This is a genomic window from Brevibacillus agri (assembly GCF_004117055.1).
GTDB lineage: Bacteria > Bacillota > Bacilli > Brevibacillales > Brevibacillaceae > Brevibacillus > Brevibacillus agri.
Window position 1 is genome coordinate 4,859,114 of record NZ_CP026363.1, and the last position, 18,197, is coordinate 4,877,310.

23 protein-coding genes and 1 riboswitch are annotated in these 18,197 nt (G+C 53.3%); of the genes, 7 read left to right on the forward strand and 16 right to left on the reverse strand.

Annotation, left to right across the window (positions count from 1 at the left end):
* Nucleotides 1–55 precede the first annotated feature (55 nt).
* Nucleotides 56–664, reverse strand: coding sequence for a superoxide dismutase (locus tag BA6348_RS23810; RefSeq protein WP_005827667.1), 609 nt, complete (start codon nt 662–664; stop codon nt 56–58).
* Nucleotides 665–856: 192 nt separating this feature from the next.
* On the opposite strand from BA6348_RS23810, the gene BA6348_RS23815 reads away from it, so the two are divergent.
* Nucleotides 857–1,627, forward strand: a complete 771-nt coding sequence (locus tag BA6348_RS23815) for a TSUP family transporter (protein ID WP_005827665.1) — start codon at nt 857–859, stop codon at nt 1,625–1,627.
* A gap of 135 nt (nt 1,628–1,762) precedes the next feature.
* On the opposite strand, the gene BA6348_RS23820 is transcribed toward BA6348_RS23815, so the two are convergent.
* Together BA6348_RS23820 and BA6348_RS23825 are read right to left on the reverse strand one after the other, a co-directional pair.
* The gene (locus BA6348_RS23820) at nt 1,763–1,948 is read right to left on the reverse strand and encodes a hypothetical protein (protein ID WP_005827663.1); all 186 of its coding nucleotides are present in this window, start codon (nt 1,946–1,948) and stop codon (nt 1,763–1,765) included.
* Between the two features lie 18 nt (nt 1,949–1,966).
* Nucleotides 1,967–2,197 (reverse strand): YneF family protein, encoded by a 231-nt coding sequence (locus BA6348_RS23825; protein ID WP_005827661.1) that lies wholly within the window; start codon nt 2,195–2,197, stop codon nt 1,967–1,969.
* A 152-nt stretch (nt 2,198–2,349) separates the two neighbouring features.
* Between BA6348_RS23825 and BA6348_RS23830 the strand changes: the two genes are divergently transcribed.
* On the forward strand, nt 2,350–3,153 hold the full coding sequence (locus BA6348_RS23830) for an N-acetylmuramoyl-L-alanine amidase family protein (protein ID WP_005827659.1): 804 nt from the start codon (nt 2,350–2,352) through the stop codon (nt 3,151–3,153).
* Nucleotides 3,154–3,172: 19 nt separating this feature from the next.
* Nucleotides 3,173–3,466 (forward strand): hypothetical protein, encoded by a 294-nt coding sequence (locus BA6348_RS23835; RefSeq protein ID WP_005827657.1) that lies wholly within the window; start codon nt 3,173–3,175, stop codon nt 3,464–3,466.
* Here BA6348_RS23835 and prpE read toward each other — a convergent pair.
* The 7 genes from prpE to BA6348_RS23870 form a co-directional block, all read right to left on the reverse strand.
* The gene (gene prpE, locus BA6348_RS23840; protein WP_005827655.1) at nt 3,451–4,272 is read right to left on the reverse strand and encodes a bis(5'-nucleosyl)-tetraphosphatase PrpE; all 822 of its coding nucleotides are present in this window, start codon (nt 4,270–4,272) and stop codon (nt 3,451–3,453) included. The genes BA6348_RS23835 and prpE overlap by 16 nt on opposite strands.
* Before the next feature lie 109 nt (nt 4,273–4,381).
* Nucleotides 4,382–5,011: a response regulator gene (locus BA6348_RS23845; RefSeq protein WP_005827653.1), complete on the reverse strand. Its 630-nt coding sequence runs from the start codon at nt 5,009–5,011 to the stop codon at nt 4,382–4,384.
* Nucleotides 5,012–5,018: 7 nt separating this feature from the next.
* Nucleotides 5,019–6,167, reverse strand: a complete 1,149-nt coding sequence (locus BA6348_RS23850) for a HAMP domain-containing sensor histidine kinase (RefSeq protein WP_005827651.1) — start codon at nt 6,165–6,167, stop codon at nt 5,019–5,021.
* Nucleotides 6,168–6,180: 13 nt separating this feature from the next.
* Entirely contained in the window at nt 6,181–7,068 is an 888-nt protein-coding gene (gene liaF, locus BA6348_RS23855; protein ID WP_005827649.1) for a cell wall-active antibiotics response protein LiaF, read from the reverse strand.
* 14 nt (nt 7,069–7,082) lie between these two features.
* On the reverse strand, nt 7,083–7,661 hold the full coding sequence (locus BA6348_RS23860; RefSeq protein ID WP_005827648.1) for a class I SAM-dependent methyltransferase: 579 nt from the start codon (nt 7,659–7,661) through the stop codon (nt 7,083–7,085).
* A 92-nt stretch (nt 7,662–7,753) separates the two neighbouring features.
* Nucleotides 7,754–8,449: a PspA/IM30 family protein gene (locus BA6348_RS23865; RefSeq protein WP_005827645.1), complete on the reverse strand. Its 696-nt coding sequence runs from the start codon at nt 8,447–8,449 to the stop codon at nt 7,754–7,756.
* 65 nt (nt 8,450–8,514) lie between these two features.
* A complete protein-coding gene (locus tag BA6348_RS23870; RefSeq protein WP_005827643.1) occupies nt 8,515–8,919 on the reverse strand; it encodes a LiaF transmembrane domain-containing protein in 405 nt (134 codons plus the stop codon).
* A 309-nt stretch (nt 8,920–9,228) separates the two neighbouring features.
* Nucleotides 9,229–9,366, forward strand: a riboswitch (cyclic di-AMP (ydaO/yuaA leader).
* A gap of 4 nt (nt 9,367–9,370) precedes the next feature.
* Between BA6348_RS23870 and BA6348_RS23875 the strand changes: the two genes are divergently transcribed.
* The 3 genes from BA6348_RS23875 (at nt 9,371) to BA6348_RS23885 (ending at nt 12,195) form a co-directional block, all read left to right on the forward strand.
* Nucleotides 9,371–9,892: a C40 family peptidase gene (locus BA6348_RS23875; protein WP_007777201.1), complete on the forward strand. Its 522-nt coding sequence runs from the start codon at nt 9,371–9,373 to the stop codon at nt 9,890–9,892.
* A gap of 218 nt (nt 9,893–10,110) precedes the next feature.
* Nucleotides 10,111–10,830: a response regulator transcription factor gene (locus tag BA6348_RS23880; protein WP_005827638.1), complete on the forward strand. Its 720-nt coding sequence runs from the start codon at nt 10,111–10,113 to the stop codon at nt 10,828–10,830.
* Entirely contained in the window at nt 10,831–12,195 is a 1,365-nt protein-coding gene (locus BA6348_RS23885) for a sensor histidine kinase (protein WP_005827636.1), read from the forward strand.
* A gap of 154 nt (nt 12,196–12,349) precedes the next feature.
* On the opposite strand, the gene BA6348_RS23890 is transcribed toward BA6348_RS23885, so the two are convergent.
* The 3 genes from BA6348_RS23890 to BA6348_RS23900 form a co-directional block, all read right to left on the reverse strand.
* The gene (locus BA6348_RS23890; RefSeq protein WP_005827634.1) at nt 12,350–13,693 is read right to left on the reverse strand and encodes a cytochrome P450; all 1,344 of its coding nucleotides are present in this window, start codon (nt 13,691–13,693) and stop codon (nt 12,350–12,352) included.
* A 115-nt stretch (nt 13,694–13,808) separates the two neighbouring features.
* Entirely contained in the window at nt 13,809–14,372 is a 564-nt protein-coding gene (locus BA6348_RS23895; protein WP_005827631.1) for a biotin transporter BioY, read from the reverse strand.
* 79 nt (nt 14,373–14,451) lie between these two features.
* Nucleotides 14,452–15,015, reverse strand: coding sequence for a hypothetical protein (locus BA6348_RS23900; protein ID WP_122953271.1), 564 nt, complete (start codon nt 15,013–15,015; stop codon nt 14,452–14,454).
* Between the two features lie 175 nt (nt 15,016–15,190).
* Between BA6348_RS23900 and BA6348_RS23905 the strand changes: the two genes are divergently transcribed.
* Nucleotides 15,191–15,496, forward strand: a complete 306-nt coding sequence (locus BA6348_RS23905; protein ID WP_007777213.1) for a hypothetical protein — start codon at nt 15,191–15,193, stop codon at nt 15,494–15,496.
* Nucleotides 15,497–15,730: 234 nt separating this feature from the next.
* On the opposite strand, the gene yhfH is transcribed toward BA6348_RS23905, so the two are convergent.
* The 3 genes from yhfH to BA6348_RS23920 form a co-directional block, all read right to left on the reverse strand.
* Nucleotides 15,731–15,892, reverse strand: a complete 162-nt coding sequence (gene yhfH / locus BA6348_RS23910; RefSeq protein ID WP_005827625.1) for a protein YhfH — start codon at nt 15,890–15,892, stop codon at nt 15,731–15,733.
* Nucleotides 15,893–16,074: 182 nt separating this feature from the next.
* Nucleotides 16,075–17,322, reverse strand: a complete 1,248-nt coding sequence (ilvA, locus tag BA6348_RS23915) for a threonine ammonia-lyase IlvA (protein ID WP_007777217.1) — start codon at nt 17,320–17,322, stop codon at nt 16,075–16,077.
* A 501-nt stretch (nt 17,323–17,823) separates the two neighbouring features.
* Nucleotides 17,824–18,165 (reverse strand): hypothetical protein, encoded by a 342-nt coding sequence (locus BA6348_RS23920; protein WP_005827620.1) that lies wholly within the window; start codon nt 18,163–18,165, stop codon nt 17,824–17,826.
* Between the last annotated feature and the right edge of the window lie 32 nt (nt 18,166–18,197).

The window sequence follows — 18,197 nt, forward strand, 5'->3', positions numbered from 1 at the left end:
GGCTTGTCGCCCATACAGATGCGACAAGCCCTTTATGATTGCTCAAAAACCAAGATTACTTCGCAGCAGCAAAGCGTTTGCTTACTTCATCCCAGTTTACTACGTTCCAGAACGCGCTGATGTAGTCAGGGCGTTTGTTTTGGTAGCGCAGGTAGTAAGCATGCTCCCAAACGTCCAGGCCGAGGATAGGTGTTTTGCCTTCCATGATCGGGCTGTCTTGGTTAGGAGTGGAGGTGATTGCCACTTTGCCGCCTTCAGCAGTCAGCCAAGCCCAGCCGGAACCGAAGCGAGTAGTTGCTGCTTTTGCAAATTCAGCCTTGAAGTTGTCGAAGCTGCCAAAAGCCGCGTTGATCGCGTCAGCCAGTTCGCCAGTTGGGGCGCCGCCGCCGTTCGGGCTGAGGATTTCCCAGAACAGAGTGTGGTTAGCATGTCCACCACCGTTGTTGCGAACAGCAGTGCGGATCGACTCAGGCAGAGCGTCCAGGTTGCTAATCAGCTCTTCCACGCTTTTTTGTTGCAGGTCAGGATGAGCTTCCAGAGCTGCGTTCAGGTTGTTCACATAAGTAGCATGGTGGCGTCCGTGGTGGATTTCCATGGTTTGCGCGTCGATATGAGGTTCCAGTGCGTCATGTGCGTAAGGCAATGCAGGAAGTTGATGTGCCATTGTAACATTCCTCCTCAAAATATGTATGGGTCAAGCTACGACCTTATTATACTGCAAGACAACTACTTTTACAACAAATCGGTATGCAAAGTATATTAATCTAGCAATTCTTTTTAAACATTTCCAACTTGCAATCAAAAAGGAGAGTGCTAGACTTGGTTTATTACATACTTAGAGAATCAGGTGATTTCAATGGAAATGGACTTACTCACGGTATTGTTTCTCGCATTCTTCGGATTTGTCGCCGCTTTCATCGACAGCACGGTCGGCGGCGGCGGTCTTATCTCCCTGCCTGCGCTGCTCGGTCTCGGCCTGCCTCCCTATCTGGCGCTCGGCACCAACAAGCTCGCAGGCACGATCTCTTCTGCGACCAGCTCCTTCACTTTTATCCGCTCGGGCAAATACGACAAGAAACTGATGTTCATTCTTTTCCCGGTTTCGCTCGTAGGCGCTTATTTCGGAGCAAAGACGGTGCTGTTCGTTCCCCAGGAGCTGTTGAAGGTGCTCGTCATCGTGATGATGGCGCTGATTTTTGTCTATACCTTGTTCAACAAACGGTTCGGGCAAGACTCCAACTACAAAGGGATGACCAAGTTTACCCTTGGCATCGGCATTCCTTTTACCTTTTTGATCGGATTTTACGACGGCTTCTTCGGACCGGGCACCGGTTCTTTTTTCGTTTTTTTGATGGTGCTGCTGTTCGGCTATGACTTCGTGATCGCGGCAGGAAACGGGCGGATTTTGAATCTGGCCAGCAACCTCTCTGCGCTGTTCGTCTTCTGTCTGGAGGGCAAGGTCATTTTCCTGACCGGGCTTGTCATGGGGATCGCCATGCTGCTCGGCGCGAGCATCGGCGCCAAGGTCGCTATCAAAACCGGGGTTCGCTACGTCCGGCCGCTGTTTTTGATCGTCTCGATCACCTTGATTACGAAAATGATCTACGAGCTGATTTTTACCCAATAAGCAAAACCGCTATCGAGGCATGCTCAAGAATGAGCGACCGCGGGCAGTTTCCTCCCGCAAGTTTAGCCGGATTGCCGTATGGCGATCCGGCTTTGTCATGCCAAAAATAAAAAGCCTGGCCAAAGCCAAGCTGCCCTACTCTTCTTTCCCTTTTCGTTGCTTCATGCGCAATATGATGCCGTCGATGAGAAGACCAATGCCCGCTCCGTAAAAAGGTGCTGCGAATCGGGTCCCTTCCCCCATCGGCAGATCTTTTAAATACACGACCAATACACCTGCAATAAAACCGATCATCGTGTAACGCAGACGGGTCGGTCCCATAACGACACCCCCTCCGCACTACTTCCCGAATTTATTTGGCATTTTCATATTTTTCATGGTACGGCTCATTTGTTTGAGCTGCTTTTGATTGAGGTTCATCCCCATAGAACGGGCCATGGCTTGCAGTTGTTTTTCGTCCATCTGCATGTTGGACATTTGTTTTTTCAAGTAATAAGTGCCTCCGGCAAAACCGCCCACGAGGCCGAGTAACAGTGTAACGATCGGGATTACCCAGTTGTACCAAGCCATCAATACATTACCATCCTCTTTGCGTAGTTACGAACTCTTTTATTGTACCATAGATGGGCATTCTGTACATTGCAACCCGCGAAATTGGTGAGACTGCCCCAAGCCATCTCGGCCATTCCAAGCATATCCTAATGGCAAGAGGTGATGCACAAATGGCTCCTATCCTGATTGTGGACGCCGGGCACGGTGGAGTCGATCCTGGCGGCGGCAACAACGCCCAGTTTCTCGAAAAAGATATGACTCTGCAAATTTCTTTGTATCAGTTCAATCGCTTCAAGGAACTGAACATTCCGGTCGCGATGACGCGAACAAACGATACTACGCTTTCCAGCGATGCACGGACGACTCTTGTGCGAAACAGCGGCGCGCGCTACTGCATATCCAACCATATCAACGCAGGTGGCGGCCGAGGCTCCGAGGTCATCTACTCGATCTATGGCTCCGCCGCCTTTCCCCGCATAATCCAGGAGGAGCTGGAAGCGGAGGGAATGCCCAATCGCCGGATTTTCACCCGGACGCTCCCGAACAATTCCAACCGGGACTACTACTACATGCACAGGGAAACCGGCAGCGTCGAAACCGTGATTATTGAGTACGGCTTCGCCGACAACCCGCTGGACGCCGACAAGCTCGCCAGGGATTGGAAACGGCTCGCCGAAGCGGTCGTCCGCGCTTTTTGCGAATACGCCAAGCTGCCTTACCGTCCTCCGGCCACACCAACCCCCGCTCCGACTCCAGCCCCTACTCCCGCTCCCACGCCGTCGCCAACGACTACTCCCAGCCCAGGAAACGGAGGTGGAGGAACGTTGCCAGATTGGAAACAGGAAGCAATCGACTGGATGTTTGACCAGGGTCTTTTGACCAACGAAGATTGGCGCAGCCAGGCTGACAAGCCTTTGCCGCTCTGGGCGGAGGCGATCATCTTGAAGCGCCTGTATGAGCTATTGAAAAAATAAGAAATGGAGGCAGTGTCCCGTGGGCTTCGATCTCGGCTTAATCATCGCCTTTGCCCTGGCAGGCACCGCTACCTTGTCTGATGTGCTTCGCATCCCCAAAAAGCTGCGCAGTTGGGTAGCCGTTGTCTTGATTGTCGGGCTGTACATGGTCAACCAATGGCTGTACTCGCCGGGCTTTGACTGGAAAACAGCGCTGATGGAAGGCGTAACAGCGGGCTTGGCCAGTGTCGGTATTCACTCGTCCGCGAAGAATACGATCGAGCAAGTCAGCAACAGAAAAAACCAGAAAAACGATTCTCAATCCGCCGTATAGCGCGTCAGCGGCGTATCTGCCAGACCTGAATAATTTTTCTTGGCCGGCACACTCAACACCTCGTCCTCCGGAAAGCGATAGGCGGTCAGCATTCCGCCAAACACGCACCCTTGGTCGATGTTGATTGTGCCGTTTTTTCGTTTCGGCTCCGGGTGGGGATCGTGTCCCCAGACGATAATCGGGCTTGTCACTTTTCGTTCCTTGGCCCACTCCCGGCGAATCGGACGGCCATCAGGCCCGGTCCCGGCTACGTCCCCGTAACGGCAAAACGTATAGACAGCCGGCGATTCCATGCCGATGTAGTCATCCTTAATGCCTGCGTGCACGGCAACGGCTTCCAGCTTGTCATGGCGGCGAATCATCATGTGCGATGGCGAGGAGAACAAGAGGCGCCGACTCTGCTCCCGCAAAAGAGACGCTTTTTTCGGCCCGAACTCTTGCTGGTAGAGCCGCAGCTCCTCCTCCACCTTTTCATCGCCATGTGCCAGTGTAACAGGTCTTCCGTCCAGCCAGCGGGCGATTTTCCAGCCGTGATTGCTGTCGACCATCTCCGCCAGCCCGGCTGTGACGTGGAGGTGGAAAAATTGCAGCATCTTGATGGAGTACGGCCCGCGACTTGTAATGTCTCCGAGGGAAAGGAGCTTTCGGCCCTGGGGGTGACGATAGGTGCCGTCCTGGCTCCGTTCGTACCCCAGACGCTGGATCAATTCCATAAACTCGTCGTAACAGCCGTGAACATCTCCGATAATGTCCACGCCATTGTCCGCCGAAAGCACCTTGGAGCGTGTCTGAGGTTTGTGCCTCATAGCCCGTCCCCTCCTTTCCCAATCTGTTACTTACTATCTTTACCACATCCGCAAAAAAAACTCAAAAAAGCCCCTCATAACGAGAAGCATTTTCGCTTTTTTCACGCTGTTAGCCAAGATTATGCGTGTGCACGTAAATGGCCGCCTGTGTGCGGTCCTCGACATTCAGCTTGGCGAGGATATTGCTGACGTGCGTCTTTACCGTTTTGATCCCGATAATCAGCTCGTCGGCAATTTCCTGGTTGGACTTGCCCTGGCCGATCAGCTTTAAAACTTCAAGCTCGCGCGGGGTCAACTGCTCGTGCGGGTGCGATTCCTGTCCGTGCCGGAAACGGGCCATGATTTTTCCTGCCACTCGCGACTCCAGTACAGGCTCTCCTGCTGCAGCCGAGCGGATCGCCTTGGCGATTTCGGCCGCACGCGAAGTCTTGAGCAAGTAACTGAAGGCCCCCGCTTCGATGACCGGATATACTTTTTCGTCGTCGATAAAGCTGGTGAGGACGATGACTTTGCTCGCTGGACAAGCTTCACGAATGCGCCGGGTCGCTTCCACACCGCCAATGCCCTCCATGACCAGATCCATGAGCACGACATCCGGTCGCAGCTCTACCGCCATCCGCACTCCTTCTTCTCCGCTGCCCGCTTCTGCCACCACCTCGATATCATCCTCGGTTGACAAGTAAGCAGCCAGCCCCATCCGCACCATCTCATGATCGTCTACCAGTAATACGCGAATCACAGAAATTTCACCCTTCCCGTTCCGGCTGTGACATCAAGGGAATCCGCACCTCGATTTGCGTCCCCTTGCCGATCGCTGAATAAATCTCCATCGAGCCGCCTACCTCGGCCACCCGCTCCTGCATGCTGCGCAGGCCGTACGACGTCATTTTTTCTCCATCCGGATCAAAGCCGACGCCGTCATCGGTTACCCTGAGCCGCACCTGCTCCTGCAAGGTAAACAACTTGACCGCAATCTGGCTGGCTTTGGCGTGCCGCAGCGTATTGGACAACGACTCCTGCAAAATCCGGAACAGATGATCCTCAATGCCGCTCGGCAAGCCTTCGACGTCTTCAATCTCCCACGTCAGCTCCATCGTATTTTTACGTTCCAGTTCATCCAAAAGTTCCAAGATCGCTTCTTTCAGCGACTTGTTTTGCAGCGTGGCGGGGCGAAGATGCAAGAGCAATGCCCGCATCTCCGCCTGGGCGGCCGCTGCCATTTCTTCCACCAGCTCAATCTGCTGGGCGGCGCGCTGCGGATTTTTCTCCACCAGCCGCCGCATCGCTGCCGTCGTCATGGCGATCGCAAACAACTGCTGACTGACCGCATCGTGCAGTTCGCGTGCCAAGCGCTGCCGCTCCTCGGTGACGGCTGCCTGCTTGACCTGCTCTGCCAGGGCCGCATTGTGATTGGACAGACGCTGCAAGGACGCGACCTGCTCCTCCCACTGCGAGGCCAGCCGATTCAACTGCCAGCCCAGCTCGCCGACTTCATCGACGCCCAAATCCGGCACGCGGTAGGAGAGCATCCCCCGCCCGAGCTTCATGGCGGCTTCCCACAACACGCTGAGCCTTTTCTTGAGCAGGTTCCCGACGATGTAGGAGATAATCAGCGCCACCAGCACACCGACCGGAAGCGACACGACAAACGCCGCCAGTTGCACCAGCCCGTCAGGCTGCGCGGGCAAGGTCACTCCCAAATAATCTTCCATCCACAAAACGACCTTCGGATCGCCAATCAGGCTGTTGTACCAGCGATGAACCTCCGGCATATCTTTCCACACAAAATAGAGCCAAAAGAAACAAATAAACGAAACGACCACTGCACTTCCGGCAAGCAGGACGCCGTAGCGCACATATTGCCACTGAATACTCGCTAATCGCTGTCGACGCATCCGCCAGTACCTCCTAGATGTACTTGACTTTTATATCGCCGACGAGCAGCGAGATATGCACATTCACTTTTTGAGCCGCCTCTTCGTATTGATCGGAGCGAATCATGACGCTGCGGTTGATTCCGCCCTGACGGTGGCTCAGCACTTCCAGATCGCCCAGACTCAGCTCTGCGTTGACAGAAACCGGGAGATCGACGGGAACGTATATCGTGACATCCCCCACCCAGCCTTCCACAACCAGCACCGCTTCATCCTGCATCAGCACCGCGCGGGACAGGTCTATGACCACATCCCCGATCCCGTGCCACACATGCAGGGCGCTCAGTTCAAAACGTCCCGAGGTCAGATGGTAATCCCCGATCAGGGAGCTGCGAGAATCTTTGGGCAAAATCCGTTCACGGTAGGCAGATTCTCCCTCCTGCTCAGGCAGCTTGCCGCGTGAAGGCTTCCATTTGTTCAAGCTGTCCAGCCATTGGGCAGCTTCCTGGCGAATCCCGCTCGGCTGAGCCGTTTGACTCCCGCCGCCCATGGCGGAAGCTGGCGTCTCATCCGGAGCTGAAAACGGCGGAAGGGGCGGACGATTTCCTCTTTCTTTGGTCTTGCCGCGAATCAATCGAAAGCCAAAATAAATAAACAGGACAGGCACAGCGAGTTGGAACAAATCGTCCACGCCGATGCCAAACCACATATCCAGCGCGATAATGAATCCTAAACAAAACAGAATGCCGCCGCCAATCCGCTTGTTCTGTCCCCACAGGCGAACGCCGAAGTAGACGAGCACCATGGGCCACAGGTCAAACAGACCGAACGAAATAATATGCAAACTGTCTAATAAAAGGCCGATTCCTGTCAAAATAATCAGGACGCCGGCCAACATTGTGTGCAAGCGGGACAGTTTCACAAAAGTCTCCTCTCTTACGCCCCATGCCGATCTTTTTCACTTTGTCCGTTACGACATGTATAAATGAATGCAGGTGGGATATTCAGCAAGGTGAAGTCTGTCTCTACCAAGGAAAAACGCGCCTGCAGCTCAGCCTGGAGTTGTAGCGAATATTGGAATGTAATGAACAGACCGCCTGGTTTCAATACCTTTTGCACTTCGTCCAGGATCGCTGTTCGCAACTCTTGCGGAAAATTGGCAAACGGCAGGCCGGAAATAATGACATCTGCCTTGCCAAGCTCCAGCTCCTCCAAATATTGTCCGAGTCTCGTCGCTTCTTCCCTGACAGGAAGATCAGGAAAGCGTGATTGAAGGATGGATCGAAACTGGCTGTCACGCTCCACAAGCACATAGTCGGTATCAGGATTGATTTTTTGATAAATGGTTTGGGTAAAAGCGCCCGTGCCAGGTCCCAGCTCAAGAATGACATCTGTTGAAGCCCAATTGACGTGGCTCAACATTCGCTCACATAAATACCGAGAGCTGGGGATCACGCTGCCTACACGTCCAGGCTCAGCGATGAACCTTCGCAAAAAGACCATGAAGTCTGCCAAGAATCGTACCTCCTAGGGGAAAAGCAGCCTGCTATACAGGCTGCCTGATTGACACACTCTATTCTACAACCAATCCCCCAGTTCCTGTCCAATCAAGATTGTTCCGGCTGGGCGGACGCTGGTTTTTTCTCCTTCAACGACGCCTTGATGCTGGCAAGCTCCGCATCCAGATCGTCTTTTTCCAGGTCAGACAACGCGCTCTCCCAGGCGAGGTTCGTTTGGCGCCATTGGCCGCTCATTTGTGCCTCCGCCTCCATACGCATCACTTTTTCTTCCATACGAGCGAACCCGCGGCCTGCGGACTGATTGCCAATCCCTGCTACCGCATGATTCACCTGCTTTTGCGTGCGGGCTACTTGTGCCCGTGCCATCAGCGTGAATTTTTTTGCGCGCATTTTATAGAACTCTTCCTTCAGTTCGGCCAGCTTTTCACGCATTTGCGTAGCGGCCTCGGAAGCTGCCAAATAGAGTGTTTCGTACTCGGCTGCACGAGCTTCATACTGCTTTTTGTCCGCAAGAGCGCGGCGGGCAAGCTCGTCTTCCCCTTCTGTCAACGCGAGCTTTACTTGACGGTCGCGCTTTTCGATCAAAGCGTTCGCTTCGTCCAGTTGCTGGCGGAATTTCTTTTCCAATGCTACCTGGCGGGCGACAGCCACTTCGACCTGTCCGATTTCCACTTCCATATCCCGCATGTATTGATTCAGCATAACTACCGGATCTTCCATCGAATCCAGGGCGTCATTTACCGAAGCTACTGTCAGGTCACGCAAACGTTTGAAAATACTCATTTTCAATTCCTCCTCATCATATCACATCGTGTCATTTCATCCAAAAGCTCTCGCGACATGGCTGCTTATGGCTGGCGGCGGGTCATTTCTCTTTCCCACGCGTCCAGCGTGTCTTCTTTTAATACTTTTTGTGCCCACTGACGTTCCCAGGCTGGCGGCGCTTCTTTGGGGACATGGCCGGGGCGCAGTAAGCGATACCCCAGATAAATCACACCAATGGCCAGTAAGCCGTGAAACAGCAGATGGAGCTTGCCGATCAGCATCAGGAACCCGAACAGGAAGATCACGATTCCCCAAAAACGCGAACCGGATTGTCCCATGATTTTTCGAGCGCCGTACAGCATGATGATCGCCGGAATCAAAAGCCCGATCAGATCACCAAAGTCGATTCCTACTTGATCCAGGAGAACCAACCCGCCGATCAGCAAGAGAACTAGCCCGAGCAAAACCTTTCCAGACCGTTCACTCATTGCTCGCTTACCTCCTATCATCTTTTGCGTGTGTGGTGCTTGTTGAACCTTATGGCCTTATTGTAGCCCCCCGCATAGGCTCCCCATAACGGGCGTGCGGTTGGTTTTTCCCTCCGTCCTTGGACGGAGAGCATTTCCTGCCATAATCGGACGAGCCTGCTCCTGCCCTTTTCTCGACCCGGCACTTGCATTGTCGAAGCAAATCGTTACAGCATCAGACAAAATTTTGTGACAAAAAGGTGAACAAGCGGTTACAAAAGAGGGAAAACGGGAAAAGCGTAGAATCTTCGTAAAGTGCGTGTAAAAAAACATCGAAAATAGCCGAATTCCGCATGTCGGAAACGGGGGAACCAGTTTTTTGGGGTGAATGATTGCATGTTGGCAATCTAGGGCGTCCTTTCGACCGAACCCTTCAGCTAACTTCGTAGGCTCACGAAAGGAGCAGTTTCTTTTGCGCAAGGTGGTACTGTCTTTACTTATGGCCGGAATGCTGGCTATGGGAGCCGGCGCTGCACACGCGGCCGAGGGTGCAACGCTCGAAGACGTGGTCAGCGAACTGTATGGCGTCCCTTACAAATCATCCGGTACGTCCAAAAAGGGCTTTGACTGCTCCGGTTTCACACGCTACGTATTTGATGCGTTAGGTGTAGACCTGCCTCACAATTCTGCCGCCCAATACGAACTGGGGACAGAGGTTGCCAAGAAAGACTTGCAGCCTGGAGATCTTGTGTTCTTCAATACAAACGGACGAAGCATCTCACACGTAGGCATCTACATCGGGAACGGCACATTCGTGCATTCGGAATCTGGCCGCGGCGTCGTCAACACCAAGTTGAACGACCCGTACTACTGGAGCAAGCGTTATGTTGGCGCCAAGCGCATCAGCACACCTGTTCTGGAAGCGGCAGCTCCGAAAAAGGAAAACGCGGTGCAAGCTGCATCGTTGTCGGAAAATCAAGCACAAAAGAAGTAGTTCGGCAAAAAATAAGAGCCAGGGACATTGCGTCTCTGGCTTTTTCTGACGAAATTTAGGACCAGGTCTAAAGAGGTGCCCCTACCTATAAGTAAAGATGCATGAATGGACGGATACTTGCCCTTATCATGTGAAAGCATGTTATGATAGACAGGATTAGTTCTTTGTGCCATAGCACCTCATCCACCTATTAATAGAAGTAACTGGGGGTAATTCCGGTGAAAGATCACATTTTGATCGTTGATGACAACCAGGAGATTATTGAACTGCTTGAAGATATTTTGGAAAACGAAGGCTTCCAGGTTTCCTCGGCGGAAAATGGCGAGGATGCGCTTGCTCTTCTGAGCCAGGGCGAGCGGCCCAACCTCATTTTGCTCGATATCATGATGCCGAATATGAGCGGCTACGAGCTGTGCTCGCAAATTCGCCGCGAATGGGATTTGCCGATCCTGTTTCTCAGCGCGAAAAGCAAGGCGGTCGACAAAGTCGTCGGCTTCGAAATCGGCGCCGATGACTACATTACGAAGCCGTTTGACACCGAAGAGCTGCTGGCTCGCATCCGCGCTCATCTGCGACGCTACGAGCGCATTCGCAAGCATACCGAGGAGCAGCCGGAAAAAGAGACGCCCAGCTCCCCGATCACCGTCCTGAAGTTCAAGGACTTGGAGATCCACAAGGAAACGTACTCTGTCTACGTCAACGGCCAGAAGATTGAGCTGTCCACAAAAGAGTTTCAACTACTGACGTTCCTCGCCGAAAATGCCGGGATCGTGTTCACGCGGGAACAAATTTACGACCGCGTCTGGGGGTACGGCTACGGCTCCCTCAACACCGTGACGGTCCACATCAAAAACTTGCGCGAGAAGCTGGAAACAGAACGGCAATTCATCAAAACACAATGGGGGACAGGCTACGTATTCATCGGGGAGAAACTGTAGATGAGTCTTCGCAACAAGCTTTTTCTCTCCTTTATCGCCTTGATTACCCTCAACATCCTGCTGTTCAAATTCGTCTTCCAGGACATCATCATCGACCAGTTGAAAAACGACCGTCACAACCAGTACCAGGCGGAAAAGGATGCGGCAGAAAAGGTCCGGCTCAACCAACTACTGCGCTCCAGCAACTTCAAGGACCCGATCGAGCGCCAGGAACTGGAGAAGCAGTTGCCGGAAGACGTCATGTACCGGATGGTCGTGAAGGACGCGAGCGGCAACACGATTTACCACAGGCCGTCACAAGCCTACTCCTTGAAGCTGTCCCTCCCTTCCACCACGAAAAGCGACCTGAAAGTCGTGGCAGAGTACCATTTTCAGCAGGAGCCTCCCCGTGCGGGAGAGATCGTCGTCTACTTCTACACGGACGATTACGACATGATGGCTACAACCGGAGTCTCCATGATGCTCTGGTTTATTTACGGAAGCCTCGTCCTCGTCGGCCTGCTGCTGCTCGCCCTGTTCCTCCGCTGGATTTTGCGCCCGGTCAATGAGCTGGCCCGCGTCACGCAGGAAATTCGCGAGGGCAAACGGCTTGTGACGTTTACGTACCGCTCGCACGACGAGTTCGGACAGCTTTTTCGCTACTTTGGCGACATGGTCGACGAGCTGCGCTTTTCCGAAGAGAGACAGTCGGAAATGATCGCCTCCATCGCCCATGATTTTCGCACGCCGCTGACCACGATCAAAGGCTACGCCTCCTACATCGGCTCCGGGCGGGTCACGGACCTGACGCGGATTCAGAAGCAAATGGGCAAAATCGAAGTGAAGACGAGCGATCTGGAAAAGCTGCTGGACGAGTTGCAGGACTTCACGGTGCAAAGTACGGAGGTGCGGCTCAACATTAGCCGCATTCACGTGAAAGGATTTTTGAAAGGAATTATCGAGGACTATTTGGCGCGGGTAAAGGAAGCCGGCCTGACGTTTCAATGGAAGTTGCGCGTATCCAATGAGCTGCACATCGAAGCCGATGAAACAAAGCTGCGTCGCGTCATGGAAAACTTGCTGAACAACGCGATTCACTACAACAAGCCGAATGGCTCGATTTTGGTTACATGCGACCAGCGGGAAGGCCACGTGCTGTTTTCCGTCATAGACAAAGGGGAAGGAATCGCAGCCGAGGATTTGCCCAAAATCTTCAACAAGTTTTACCGCGCAGAGAAGTCCCGCAACCGCAACAACGGCGGCACAGGGCTTGGGCTGACCATCTGCCAGAGCATCGTGCGCCGCCACGGCGGAGAACTCACGGTAAACAGCGAACAGGGAATAGGAAGCAGCTTCTCCTTCACCATTCCCTTTTATCACAGTTAGTTTATATAGATTTATTAGCAGTTAATTTATTTTTTATATTTCTCTGCTAAAGTATTTCTTGTAAGCATGTTGCTTTCAGTGATAAATAACCCCCAGTTCGGTATCTGACACATCACGGCGAAACCGTAGTGCAAAGATGCCTCTTTTTTTTGCCTTACTCCCGCTTTTCCAGGCGCATCGGCAGGCCGTTTTTCGGACGCAGCGTAACGAGCGGCTCCGGCTCCACTACTTGACCAGGCTCTGCCAGCCGCAGGCGGTAGCGCTGCGCGATCGTCGCCAAAAGCAGGGCAGCTTCCATCAGAGCGAAGTTGTTCCCGATACAAACCCTCGGCCCTCCCCCGAACGGAAAATAGGCATACGTCGGGTTGCGTTTCAGCAGATCGCCCGCGAATCGCTCCGGAATAAACTCATCCGGCTTCTCGTAGTAGCGCTCCAGACGATGCATGACAAACTGGCTCATCATCAGCGTATCGCCAGGCTGATACGTGTGATCGCCAATCTGTACCTCTTCGACCACTTCCCGATTAATCGTCCAGGCAGCCGGATACAGGCGCAGCGTTTCCGAAACGATGAGGCTCGTGTAGGTAAGCTTAGGCAAATCGTCGACCGTAGGCAGCCTGCCGTCCAATACAGTCGCCAGTTCCTCGTGCAGCTTGGCCTCGACATGCGGATGAGTCGCCAGCAAATAAAAGATCCACGACATCGTATTGGCTGTCGTCTCGTGACCGGCAACGAAAATCGTCATGACCTCGTCTCTCACCTGCTCGTCTGTCATCCCCTGGCCGTCGTCCTCATCCCGCGCCGCAAGAAGCATCCCCAACAGATCGTCCTGTCTGTCGTCTTGGCTGTTTCGCCGTTCTTCGATCAAGGAATAAATCGTTTGATCCAGCGTTTCATTCGACTCCAGAAACTGTCGATTGCTTTTTGTCGGAACCGACAACGGAATGTCGATAAAGGAGGAAGCTTTGTTCGCCACATATTTCAGTCCGACGTCGATCGCATGTCCGATTTTGTCGGCGCCCTCCTTGATGCTTTTGCCAAACATCGTTTCCGTAATGATCGCCAGCGTCACCCGCATCATATCGTCGTGAATGTCGCGGACTTCCCCTGCTTTCCAGTCCTCCAACAGCTCGACAGCCTGGCGCACCATCGCCTGTCCGTAGCCGGCAATCCGCTCCCGGTGAAAAGCCGGCTGCATCAGTCTGCGCTGGCGCATGTGCTTCTTGCCTTCGCTGGTGAGAATCCCGTCGCCGACGACGGCTCTGGCGACCTGCAACCCTTTTCCTTTTTTGAAATGGTCTTGCTTGGTCACGAGCACTTCTTTGATCTGGTCGGGATTGGTCAGCAAATAGACATGCCTTTTCGGCCCAAAACGAAAGTGAACGACATCGCCATGCTCGGCAACAGCGTCGCGGATAAACTGCAGCGGGTCTTTGCGAAAAGCAAGCAAATTGCCGGAAATCGGCAAGCCGCGTGGGCCTGAGATTGTCACACCCATGGAAATCCCCCTCATGTGCTTCGATTGGATTACCGATAGTATCCGGCAAGAAAAGGAGTTTATGCGAAAAAAAAGCCACCTGAAAATTTCAGGTGGCGAAAAAGGCGTACCGTTGTTAGCGTGCGACAGGCTGCTCTGCGCGCAGCAGGCGAGAAGCGATCAAACGCTCCCGCACCTTGATGCCGATCAGCGCGGCGAGCACCGCTTTGATAACGCCTACGACCAAAAACGGCGTAGCGCCGAAGGCAATGGCTTTGTCCCACGGGATATCCAGCACGTATTTGAGCTGAACGCAACCGAAGGCGAGCGTCACGAACATGCCGATCACGTTGGCGACGACCGCATGCTTCAAGGTGAAGCCGAATTTTTCCAAATAAAGGCCCGTCACAAAGGCAGTGGCGATGAAGCCGAAAATGTACCCGCCTGTTTTGCCTGCCAATACTTGCAGCCCGCCGCTCGCTTCAGAAAAGACAGGCAAGCCGACCGCTCCAAGCAGCACGTAAATCAAAAGAGCGAGTGTACCGTAGCGGCTGCCCAGGATCGTCGCGGTCAAGCCTACCGCAAGCGTCTGTCCGGTGATCGGAATGAGCGGCAGCGGAATCGTCAACTGGGACAGCACAGCCGTGACAGCGGCAAAAATGGCGGACAACAAAAGCCATCTCAAACGTTCGTTTCTCATGCGTAATAGCCTCCAATGTTAACTAAAAATATAATAAGGTTAACAAAATGATAATACGCATGCTTGAAAATGTAAATCCCTATGTTTGATCGACGTAGTTTTGCAGACCGACCAGCGATTGAATCGTGTGCTCGATCAGCAGCCGCAGGTCGTCGATGTTGCCCTCGTCGATCTTGCGGTGAAAGTCCAGCGTCACGCGGTTTTCCCAACTTGGCGGCGGCCATTCGATCCGGTGCTCCGGCAGCTTCGCCGACAGCGTCTGGGTAATGTACGGGCGCTCTCCCCAAATGTCGTTGAGGATCGCCGTAATCTCTTTTGCGCTGTTCGGAATGTCGCCGGGCTTTTCAAGCTGCATGTAAAAATGAATGCAAATCGTGCAGCCGATATGCTCCACGAGCGGCGTTTCCAGTTGCTCCGCGGCTACGTCGCCCAGGCTCGTGCGCAGTTGCATTTGCGCCCGCACGCCCTGGTCACTTTCCGCGTACTCGGCCAGCTTGAAGTCGATCTGGAACAAGCGTTGGAACGTCGCCATATCCATGACGTCCGACCGATTGGTAATCGTGATCGCCCCGTCAAAATCGCGGTCGTACACCGCGCCTTCCAGCACCACTCTGATATTGTCAAATACCAGCGGATGAAACATGGGGTGCCCTCCTTTTGTTCTTACTGCCTGGACCTGTGTTACAGGCCCCGTTTGGTTTTCTGTCACTAGCATGCCTGCTTTTTTGCGCATTTGCAAGCAAGAACAGACTTCCCCATAGCGAAAAGCGCTCCGGGAGTGGTACCATGGGAGGGAACCAACGTCAGAGGTGACAAACATGTTTCTCATCGGAATTTTAGTCGTTGTTGCGATTTTCGGTGAAATTTTTCACCGCTTGAACCCGTGGAAAAAGCCCGAGCCGGCCTATGAGGAGCTGGTCGCGCAAATCAAGGAGGCGGACTGGTACAGAGAGCTTTCTCGCGACGAGGCATGCCGCCGCGTGCTGGAAAACGATCCGCACGTCCAAGCCTACTATGCCAGCACCTACGAAGCTCAGCGCTTGCTGACACAGGAGGGCTTCCAGCTCGGCCTGATCGACTACGTAAAGGAACAGGCCGCCAAGTCCCAGGCCAAACCGCATTGAATGGCAAAGTGCCGCTGCCAGACAAGCAGCGGCTTTTTTGTGGAAAAAGCTTCCGGCGCTTTTCATAAAAGTAGGAGAGAAGCGCATGCGGCACGGTTTGCCCAAATGAGAAAACTTAGGCTATTGGCGCAGCCCTGGGTGCACTGATACCGGATAAGAAGCTGATCGCACAAAAAAGGCATACCCTCTGGCTCCAGCCGTTCGGTACACCTGATCTATGCTGTATTCATCTGCTTACCGTTTTTGGTGGTAGTGCTTGTAGGCGTCGTAGGATGCCTGCTCCTGGCAAGTGAAGCATTCGTTCGCGTAAGACTCAGCCTGCTCGTTGATGGTCTGGCCGCAAGCTGCGCAACATTTTGCTTCGAGGTTTCGGAAAAACGTAGTGATTGGCGTCATGATTATAACCCCCCGTGTGTTGTTATCTGTATTGTATTACAACAGCACCTGTTTTATAAAAGTTTGTTATAATACATTACGCCACAATACCTTCTTCTCTCGCTCAAATGCTCCCGTTTGCTCCATTTTTCGCTGTATTCATACATTTTCGCAAATTCGGCATCTGTTGTAACACAATGTTCTTAAATCAACAGGTTAAACAAATACGGATCGTTGGTGATCTCGACATAGCGGATGCCGTGCTGCTTCATCCGGCTAATCAGCGGCTGGTAGTCCTCCTGGCACTTCATCTCGATGCCGACCAGCGCCGGGCCGTTTTCCTTGTTGTTTTTCTTCGTGTACTCAAAGCGCGTGATGTCGTCGTGCGGACCGAGCACCTTTTCCATGAACTCGCGCAAAGCCCCGGCGCGCTGCGGGAAATTGATGATGAAATAATGCTTCAAGCCTTCATGCAGCAAGGAGCGCTCCTTGATTTCCTGCATCCGGTCGATATCGTTGTTTCCGCCGCTAATGATGCAGACGACGTTTTTGCCCGCGATCTGCTCCTTGTAGTAGTCGAGCGCGGCAATCGACAAGGCCCCGGCAGGCTCGACCACGATCGCGCTGCTGTTGTACAGCTCCAGAATCGTCGTGCATACTTTGCCCTCTGGCACGAGCACGATATCGCTCAGCACCTCGCGGCAAATGCTCATCGTCAACTGTCCGACCTGTTTGACTGCCGCTCCATCCACGAACTTGTCGATCTCATCGAGCGTCACGACGTCGTCTCTCTCCAGCGCCGCTTTCATGGATGCCGCTCCCGCAGGCTCCACCCCGATGATTTGCGTATCCGGGCTGATGCCTTTTACATACGTGCCGACCCCTGCCGCCAGGCCGCCGCCGCCGATGCTCATGAAAACGAAGTCAGCAGGCTCCTCCAGATCGTTCATGATCTCCAGCCCCACCGTGCCTTGCCCTGCCACCACCAGCGGATCGTCGAACGGATGGACAAACGTCCGGTCTTCCTGTAGGCAATATTTCATCGCTTCTGCGAACGAGTCGTCAAAAGTGTCCCCGATCAGCACGACCTCCACATACGAGCCGCCGAACCGTTTGACCTGGGAAATTTTTTGGCGCGGGGTCGTCGTCGGCATGAAAATCGTGCCCTGGATTTGCAGATTCTGGCACGAGTACGCGACTCCTTGCGCGTGGTTACCCGCACTGGCGCATACTACTCCGCGCTCGCGCTCCTCTGCGGACAGGCTGCGCATGAAATGGTACGCTCCGCGAATTTTAAAGGAGCGGACGACCTGCAAATCTTCCCGCTTCAAATAGACGTTGCAGCCGTAGCGCTCGGACAGCACGTTGTTTTTTTGCAGCGGTGTCTTCTCCACTACGTCTTTCAATCCGTGGTTTGCCACCACAATTTCTTCCACTCTCACTGTATGCATGACTCTCTGGCCCCTCCCAAACGTTGGTTGTCTCTTTTTTTTCATAGAAAAAGCCTCCGCCTCGCCAGCAGCGCTTGGTTTGCGCACGGCTGGCTGAGGCGAAGGCATCGCGGTACCACTCAGCTTCTCTGTCTTCCTCACGAAAAACAGACTTGTAGAAGTTCCACGTGGGGAACTCCCGTCCGGTAACGGAGACGAATCCGTTGTCCTCTACTCACCGCCCGATTGCGGCGGCTTTCCAGAACACTGCTCCAAGGTGATTTTCAAAACAGGCTAGGCGGCCATTCTTTCAGCACGGGGAACGGCTCTCTGCACGCTGCTCTCTGTTCCTACTCTTCCTTTTCTACGCAACTGATAACGAACTATTCAAATTATTAGTTACAAATTATAATGCGACTCTGTTTTCTTGTCAAACAAAACCGCATCCTGCTTTGGATCGCGCACAAAAAAAGAGAGCTCACACCCGGGTGGCTCTCTCTTGCTTTATGCTATCGTCGGCTGTTACACCGCTTCGTAGATGGCTTCGTAGCGCTTGCCGATCTCTTCGTCGGTCAAACCGGCTTCACGCAGACGGCCGATCAGCGCATTTGCCCAAATCTCGGTGCGTTGCGCCATTTTCGCGTATTTTTTCGCTTCCTTCACTTTGCGCTTGGCGCGATCTTCGCCGTTCGATTTGAGGTTGTCGAGGATGAACAGCATGTGCATCGTATCTTCCTCGTTCAACTCTTTCCAGTTATCGTTCAGAAACGCGACTACTTTTTTGTAGTAGCCATCAAACTCTTCAAAGGAAATTTCGGTATCCATGTTGAGGTATTCTTTCATTTTGTCAAATAGCTCTTGCATCTAGCGTCACAACTCCCTCAGTATTCTCCGCA